The following is a 6,495-nucleotide window of genomic DNA, read 5'->3' on the forward strand; positions in this document are numbered from 1 at the left end:
AAAAGAGCGATCGCTCCACCTCCGAACTCGGAACTTGCACCTTTTAACACCAATTGTCGAGTGAAAAGAGCGATCGCTCCACCTCCGAACTCGGAAGTTGCACCTTAGAACACAAGTTGTCGAGTCAAAAGAGCGATCGCTCTATCTCTAAGCTCGGAAGTTGCACCTTAGAACACGAGTTGTCGAGCAAAAAGAGCGATCGCTCTATCTCTAAGCTCGGAAGTTCCACCTTTGAACACCAATTGTCGAGCAAAAAGAGCGATCGCTTGACCTCTGAACTCGAAACTTGCACCTTTTAACACGAGTTGTCGAGTCAAAAGAGCGTAGGCGCAGCCCGCCGTAGGCATCGCTCCACCTCAGAACTCGGAAGTTGTACCTTTTAACACCAATTGTCGAGCTAAAAGAGCGATCGCTTGACCTCTGAACTCGAAGCTTGCACCTTTTATCCTCGAAGTTGCACCATTGAACAACAATTGTCGAGTTCAAAAGGTGTAGGGGTAAACCGTTGGAGACATTGCTTTGTTTGTTTTGAGGATTGGTCAATAGCGATGACCAAGATGAGTGCCAAAAATCTCTCCTCTTGGTTTTCTAGTTGTTGAGGTGCGGATAAGCACTACCATTGAAACTAAAGTCTTAAGGAAAATTATGTTAAATGAAGTGAATCTTGAACAACGTTTAGCGACTCTGGAACAAACAGTTGCGGAGCTCAAACGTCGAGTCATTGATGCGCCTGCTTCTAGTAATTGGCTGGAAAAAGTTATTGGCTCAATCTCTGATGAACCAGCATTTTTAGAAGCTTTAGAATATGGGCGGTTATTGCGCCACGCTGACATATTTACAGATGAAACTGGCGAGCAACTGTGAAATATTTACTCGACACCGACCATATCAGTTTTTTGCAACGACGCTCAGGAGCAGAGTTTTTAATATTAGCTGCTCGTATTGCCCAGCATCAACCTACAGATTTTGCTTTTTCTATTGTCAGTTTCCATGAGCAAGCAATTGGTGCTCATACCTTTATTAATCGTTCCCAAACACCTGGCGATACAGTTCGAGGATATACTCTGCTAATGGAAATCATTCGGGGGTTTTCGGCAGCACCAATTTTACCATTCGATGCTGGAGCAGTAGCCATATTTGAAGGATTAAGAGCGCAAAGAGTTCGCATAGCCACGATGGATTTAAGAATAGCTGCGATTGCACTTTCACGGGGTTTAGTATTATTGACTCGCAACACTAGCGACTTTAGCAAAGTTCCAAACTTCATAACACAGGATTGGACAGTGTGAACTACAAAGTTAACTAAAGAACCAAAGATTTAACTTCAAACTTCACTGTTCAACTTCTGAACTCGGAGCTTGCACCTCTTAACACCAATTGCCGAGCAAAAAGAGCGTAGGCGCAGCCCGCCGTAGGCATCGCTCCACTTCAAAACTTGGAAGTTCTACCTTTAAACACCAATTGTCGAGCAAAAAGAGCGATCGCTTGACCTTTAACCCTCAAAGTTACACCTTTTATCCTCGAAGTTGCACCATTGAACAACAATTGTCGAGTTCAAAAGGTGTAGGGGTAAACCGTTGGAGACATTGCTTTGTTTGTTTTGAGAATTAGTCAATAGCGATCGCCTGTTGTTTGCGATGCGGTGCCACAAACTTTGTAACTACCTTATAGTAGTTGTGAAAATATAAAAAGTATTTAGTCGTTATCTTCAACTTGATATGAGCGTAGCAGATTTATTCCCAATCTTGCACAAGCTATCTCGTGCAGATAAACTCAAGGTCATGCAGTTTTTAGTTCAAGAACTAGCAACTGAAGAAGAAGCATTATCGTTACAGTCAGAAGTTACTTATCATGTGTGGTCTCCCTGATACCGATACTTATAGGGCAGTCTATGCGGTAAAGATTGGAGAGAAAATCTATGTCCTGCACGCTTTTCAGAAGAAATCAAAGCAGGGGATTAGAACCCCACAAACTGATGTTGACCTGATTAAACAACGCTATAAAGACGCAGTGGCAAGGGAGAAACAACAATGACACAAGAACCCATTTTTGAAGAAAGCAGTGGCAACGTATTCTCTGACCTTGGTTTGTCGAATGCAGATGAACTTTTTACGCGGGGAAAGATAGGGATTCAGGTACTCCGTCTCCTTTCTCAACGCAACCTGAAACAGCGCGAAATCAGCGAACTTCTTGGCATTCCCCAGCCAGAAGTATCTCATTTAATGAAAGGAGAGTTTCAACGTTTCAGCGAAGGCAAACTCCTGATTTTCCTCAAGCGACTTGATACGGAAATTACCTTACATATTCGCCCTCGTCACGCGCCAGACCAATCTGCTGAAACTGTAATATCGTTATAGAGCAGGATGGAAGCCATGTTTGGTTTGAGTTTAGGACAAACCAGTATTTATCAAAAAGCAGCTTGCGAAAAATTTTGATTACAATGCAGATGTACACCAAGGGCTGTACTGTCTACCTAAATCCAGAAAATAATCGATGAGTAATCAACTACAAGACTACAATCCTAGCGGCGTAGGTGAAGTAAATGGCAACCTCTTAGGTTTACCCTGCGATTACGAATCTGCAAACCTGATTGTCTTCGGTGTGCCGTGGGAAGTCACCGTTTCCTATGGCGCAGGCACAGCTAATGGCCCACAGCGAGTTCTAGATGCTTCGACTCAACTGGATTTGTTTGATTTTGATCACCCTGATGGTTGGAAGCAGGGAATTTTTATGATGGAAATTCCCCAGGATATGTTAGAGAAGAACACATACTACCGCGCCTTAGCAGCAAAAATTATCGAGCGATTAGCTCAAGGTAAACAACTCTCAGATACACCAGATTTAACATCTGTCCTGACAGAAATTAATCAAGCTTGTCAACAAATGAATCAATGGCTGTTTGAAAATTGTCAGCAAGCAATTAATAATGGTAAGCGAGTTGCAGTCATTGGGGGAGATCACAGTTCGCCTCTAGGTTATTTCCAAGCATTAGCGGCTAACTATGCAAACTATGGCATTCTGCACATTGATGCCCACGCAGATTTACGCGATGCTTATGAGGGATTTGAATTTTCCCATGCGTCTATTATGTTTAATGCGATGAAAATCCCGCAAATTTCCAAGCTAGTGCAGGTGGCTTTGCGTGATATTAGTCATGATGAAGTGCAAATGATTGACCAATCTAGCGATCGCATTATTGCTTATTATGACCCTGCTATTAAGCAAAAGCTTTATTCTGGAACCACTTGGATTGATTTGTGCCGAGAAATTATCAGTCATTTACCTGAGAATGTTTACATTAGCTTTGATGCAGATGGTCTAGATCCAAAACTCTGTCCGAGTACTGGTACTCCTGTTCCAGGTGGGTTGGAATTAGAGCAAACTTTTTGTCTGTTCCGGGAATTGGTCAATAGTGGCAAAAAAATTATTGGCTTTGATATCTGCGAAGTCGGTGATGGGGAGTGGGATGGTAACGTTGGAGCGCGGGTAGTTTACAAGCTGGCTAATTTGATGGATTTATCTCAGCAGAAAATATAAACAAACGATAGAATTTTGGCAGAGTGGCAATGATACTCCAATACCGTTCGGATGAGATCCCCCCGCCTGTGGCGACCCCCTTAAAAAGGGGGTAATTAGAAGAAAGAGCAAGCCTTTTTAAGGGGGGTTCTCTCGTTCCCATGCTCTGCATGGGAATGGCTGATTAGGGGCTGCTGCCTCCAGTTAGACATTGAGCCAGAGACTCAATGAATGCATTCCCAGGCTCCGCCTGGGAACGAGGAAAACCTTATAGCGATCGCTCGACCTCTGAACTCGGAAGTTGTACCTTTAAACACGAGTTGTCGAGCTAAAAGATCTGCATCTATGCCCGTAGAAGACGTTGCTCGACTTCAAAGCTTTACCAATAACCTAGTTTTACTCATCTAGACGGACTGCGATCGCATTAATCAACGCCTTAAATTCTGATTCGCTGTGAATATCAGGAGTCAGCGTGTTCATATCTTTTAGGACATTAGTCAGTTCGGCGATCGTGTTGCGAATCTCGGTGTACTGGTCGATTTCTTCACGAAATCCCTGTAAATTAGCTGCGGAAACCCCTTTCATCCCTTCGTCTAATTCTTTAATTTCTTCTTCCCAATGCTTAATATATTTAAGTCTTGCGGCAGCCTTATAAATTTGGGCATCCGCTAACACAATCGGGAAAATACGATTATGAAATTCCCCATTTTTAGCAATTTGCACTAGCTCAAACATACAATTGGGAGACTTTAAATACTTGTCACTGATTACCGCGATCGCACATTTACCGCGTCCAATCCTTTCCATGAAGGCTTTAATCAGTCCTTTGTAGCCCAAATCACGTTTGTCCCGGATGATTTTGATGCCTTTTGTCTGCAAAGTCTGATCTAATTGATTGACAAATTGCTCACTCTCCCCACCCCAAGCATAGGAGATGAAGATTTCCTTCTCGAACTCCATTACAGATTGACTATTCATTATGGGTTTTTCCTGTTGATTGCTATTTCGTAACCGATGCGTCAATGATTCATCTCGCTTGCGCTCCAGTTCGCTTTGCAACTGTGCAACTTGGGGGTTGATTTCCCCATCTTCTTTAGCGGGTTGGAACATGACATCATCGATTAACCTGCGGATATCTACCATTTCATAGCTTTTGTCGCACTCAATTTGGTAGCGGCTGGCACTCAAGCGGTTTTTGAGTGAGTCCAGAGAATAGGCATGAGGTGTCGGCAGGTTTTTGCAAGTCTCACAGTTACAGGGAACTAGGGTTTGATATTGCAAACGTTCGTAAGAGTTGTGGATTTTTTCTAGTTCATGGGTGACAACAGCCATTAGTTCTTTTTTGCGGTTTCCGGCTATACGGATTTTAATTTCCCGTTGATTGTAGTTTTCAATGACTTCTGCACGAGTTTGGTCTTTGTTGAGAACAACACCACTTTTCCAAACAAGTTTTTGCTGTTCAATCCAAGGGTGCGTCTCGACGATAAAACGGGTGAGGATACCTTTCGGCATGAAGTCGTAGGTGTAGCGCAGGATGAGGTTGTTGCGATCGCTCCAGTTATAATCAGTTTTTTCAATAGAGAGCAATTGAGGCGCAATATAGATGTTACGATAACCGGGAATTTCGTAGCAAAGCTTGAACTGCATCATTAATTGCAGGAGTTCATCTCGCATATCTGCGTATTCGTCATCTTGCCAAATATCTTTGAGGTCGTCCTTAGTAAAACAACCCAACTTTTTCTTAACATTGTCATTGTCCAAAACTTTGTAGACGGCAGTCGTTCCCCATTCGGGTTTAAGAATGACGTAGTGTTTCAGTGTAGAATCGTCTTGAAAATGCAAGCAAACGCCGAGGTCATGGAGATAGTTGCTCAAGCGCAGCATATCTTTACGGTCTGTTAATTTATTAAGTCGGCAAATGGTAGAGTATTCTTCAAAGCTAATGTAATTTCGGGAATCGTTCTCTAGCGCTGCTCTAACTCTTACCCAGAGTTTTGGTAGAGGTGTACCAACATGGTCAAGATTGCTGATGTATAGCTGAATAGCGTTTTTAATCTCTGTTAAACCGCGATTAGTATGTAAATTGGTTGCCAGTGTTTCCTTCAGGTTGCTGAATTCTCCTCGTAGCTGGCGCTCATTAACTGGGCAATCACGCTCTTGTTTTTCGTTTTTAATGATGATAACTGGGCTTTTATCGCTCAAGAGTTCGACAACCTTTAGCCACCAATAAAAGTCAGTGTTGTCTTTGCGAGTGTCGGCAACTAAAGCATAAAGCGATCGCTTGCTGAGGAAAAACTGATGGGTTTGGTGGTAGATTTCCTGACCGCCAAAGTCCCAGATGTTGACGCGAAAATCTTGGCCATTGGGCTGTGTAAAGTGCCACTGGATTACGTCAATGCCTTCGGTTGATTCCTCATCTGGTTGGAGTTCGTAGGTTTCATCTGCAATTTTCTTGGCTAAAGAGGTTTTACCGGCTCCTCCTTCGCCAATAATTAAAAACTTTGCTTCGTAGAAGGGTTCTGTTTCGGCTGGGTCTTGCACCCGGAAGTAGAAATCGAGAATTTCATTCACATCACCCGGATCTTCAGATAAATACTTTGACCCCAAAATCTCTGGTGGAATGGGGAGTGGATTTCTACGAAGATCCAGCGTGTTCAGGTTTAGTAGTTGCCTAATTTCCACTGGCAGACTGCTCAGTTGATTTCTGCTGAGGTCGAGGGTTTGCAGGTTGGTGAGTTGGACAATTTCCGGTGGCAGACTGCTCAGTTGATTGTCGCTGAGGTTGAGGGTTTGCAGGTTGGTGAGTTGGACAATTTCCGGTGGCAGACTGCTCAGTTGATTGTCGCTGAGGTTGAGGGTTTGCAGGTTGGTGAGTTGGACAATTTCCGGTGGCAGACTGCTCAGTTGATTGTCGCTGAGGTCGAGGGTTTGCAGGTTGGTGAGTTGGACAATTTCCGGTGGCAGACTGCTCAGTTGATT

The 6,495-nt window shown here is 43.5% G+C and carries 8 protein-coding genes and 1 pseudogene; 7 read left to right on the forward strand and 2 right to left on the reverse strand.

Features of this window, described 5'->3' with window-relative positions:
* Window positions 1–167 precede the first annotated feature (167 nt).
* Window positions 168–347 carry a hypothetical protein gene (locus F8S12_RS17890; protein WP_196517483.1) on the reverse strand — a complete coding sequence of 60 codons (180 nt, stop codon included), beginning with the start codon at window positions 345–347 and terminating at the stop codon, window positions 168–170.
* A 298-nt stretch (window positions 348–645) separates the two neighbouring features.
* Here F8S12_RS17890 and F8S12_RS17895 point away from each other — a divergent pair, with 298 nt between their 5' ends.
* The 7 genes and pseudogenes from F8S12_RS17895 to F8S12_RS17925 all read left to right on the forward strand — a co-directional run bounded on the left by F8S12_RS17895 (window position 646) and on the right by F8S12_RS17925 (window position 3,924).
* Entirely contained in the window at window positions 646–864 is a 219-nt protein-coding gene (locus F8S12_RS17895; protein WP_196517484.1) for a transferase hexapeptide repeat containing protein, read from the forward strand.
* A complete protein-coding gene (locus tag F8S12_RS17900; RefSeq protein WP_196517485.1) occupies window positions 861–1,289 on the forward strand; it encodes a type II toxin-antitoxin system VapC family toxin in 429 nt (142 codons plus the stop codon). The genes F8S12_RS17895 and F8S12_RS17900 overlap by 4 nt, the downstream gene beginning before the upstream one ends.
* A gap of 429 nt (window positions 1,290–1,718) precedes the next feature.
* On the forward strand, window positions 1,719–1,868 hold the full coding sequence (locus tag F8S12_RS17905) for a hypothetical protein (protein WP_196517486.1): 150 nt from the start codon (window positions 1,719–1,721) through the stop codon (window positions 1,866–1,868).
* Window positions 1,867–2,034 (forward strand): annotated as a pseudogene (locus tag F8S12_RS17910) (type II toxin-antitoxin system RelE/ParE family toxin); the annotation flags it as partial. The gene F8S12_RS17905 and the pseudogene F8S12_RS17910, both read left to right, overlap by 2 nt.
* Window positions 2,031–2,357 (forward strand): helix-turn-helix domain-containing protein, encoded by a 327-nt coding sequence (locus F8S12_RS17915; RefSeq protein WP_196517487.1) that lies wholly within the window; start codon window positions 2,031–2,033, stop codon window positions 2,355–2,357. The pseudogene F8S12_RS17910 and the gene F8S12_RS17915, both read left to right, overlap by 4 nt.
* Window positions 2,358–2,493: 136 nt before the next feature.
* On the forward strand, window positions 2,494–3,537 hold the full coding sequence (gene speB / locus F8S12_RS17920; RefSeq protein ID WP_196517488.1) for an agmatinase SpeB: 1,044 nt from the start codon (window positions 2,494–2,496) through the stop codon (window positions 3,535–3,537).
* A 210-nt stretch (window positions 3,538–3,747) separates the two neighbouring features.
* Complete coding sequence (locus F8S12_RS17925; protein ID WP_196517489.1) at window positions 3,748–3,924, forward strand: hypothetical protein; 177 nt, start codon at window positions 3,748–3,750, stop codon at window positions 3,922–3,924.
* On the opposite strand, the gene F8S12_RS17930 is transcribed toward F8S12_RS17925, so the two are convergent.
* Window positions 3,913–6,495 (reverse strand): COR domain-containing protein (locus F8S12_RS17930; RefSeq protein ID WP_196517490.1); only part of this gene is annotated, 2,583 nt, incomplete at its 5' end. The genes F8S12_RS17925 and F8S12_RS17930 overlap by 12 nt on opposite strands.

Origin of the sequence: Nostoc sp. WHI (genome assembly GCF_015714725.1) — a bacterium.
Lineage (GTDB): Bacteria > Cyanobacteriota > Cyanobacteriia > Cyanobacteriales > Nostocaceae > Nostoc.

Excerpts from the sequence above, each read along its gene's own strand:
- F8S12_RS17890 (WP_196517483.1), bottom strand. The coding sequence starts at position 347 with ATGCCTACGGCGGGCTGCGCCTACGCTCTTTTGACTCGACAACTCGTG.
- F8S12_RS17895 (WP_196517484.1), top strand. The coding sequence starts at position 646 with ATGTTAAATGAAGTGAATCTTGAACAACGTTTAGCGACTCTGGAACAA.
- F8S12_RS17905 (WP_196517486.1), top strand. The coding sequence starts at position 1,719 with ATGAGCGTAGCAGATTTATTCCCAATCTTGCACAAGCTATCTCGTGCA.
- F8S12_RS17915 (WP_196517487.1), top strand. The coding sequence starts at position 2,031 with ATGACACAAGAACCCATTTTTGAAGAAAGCAGTGGCAACGTATTCTCT.
- speB (WP_196517488.1), top strand. The coding sequence starts at position 2,494 with ATGAGTAATCAACTACAAGACTACAATCCTAGCGGCGTAGGTGAAGTA.
- F8S12_RS17925 (WP_196517489.1), top strand. The coding sequence starts at position 3,748 with ATGCATTCCCAGGCTCCGCCTGGGAACGAGGAAAACCTTATAGCGATC.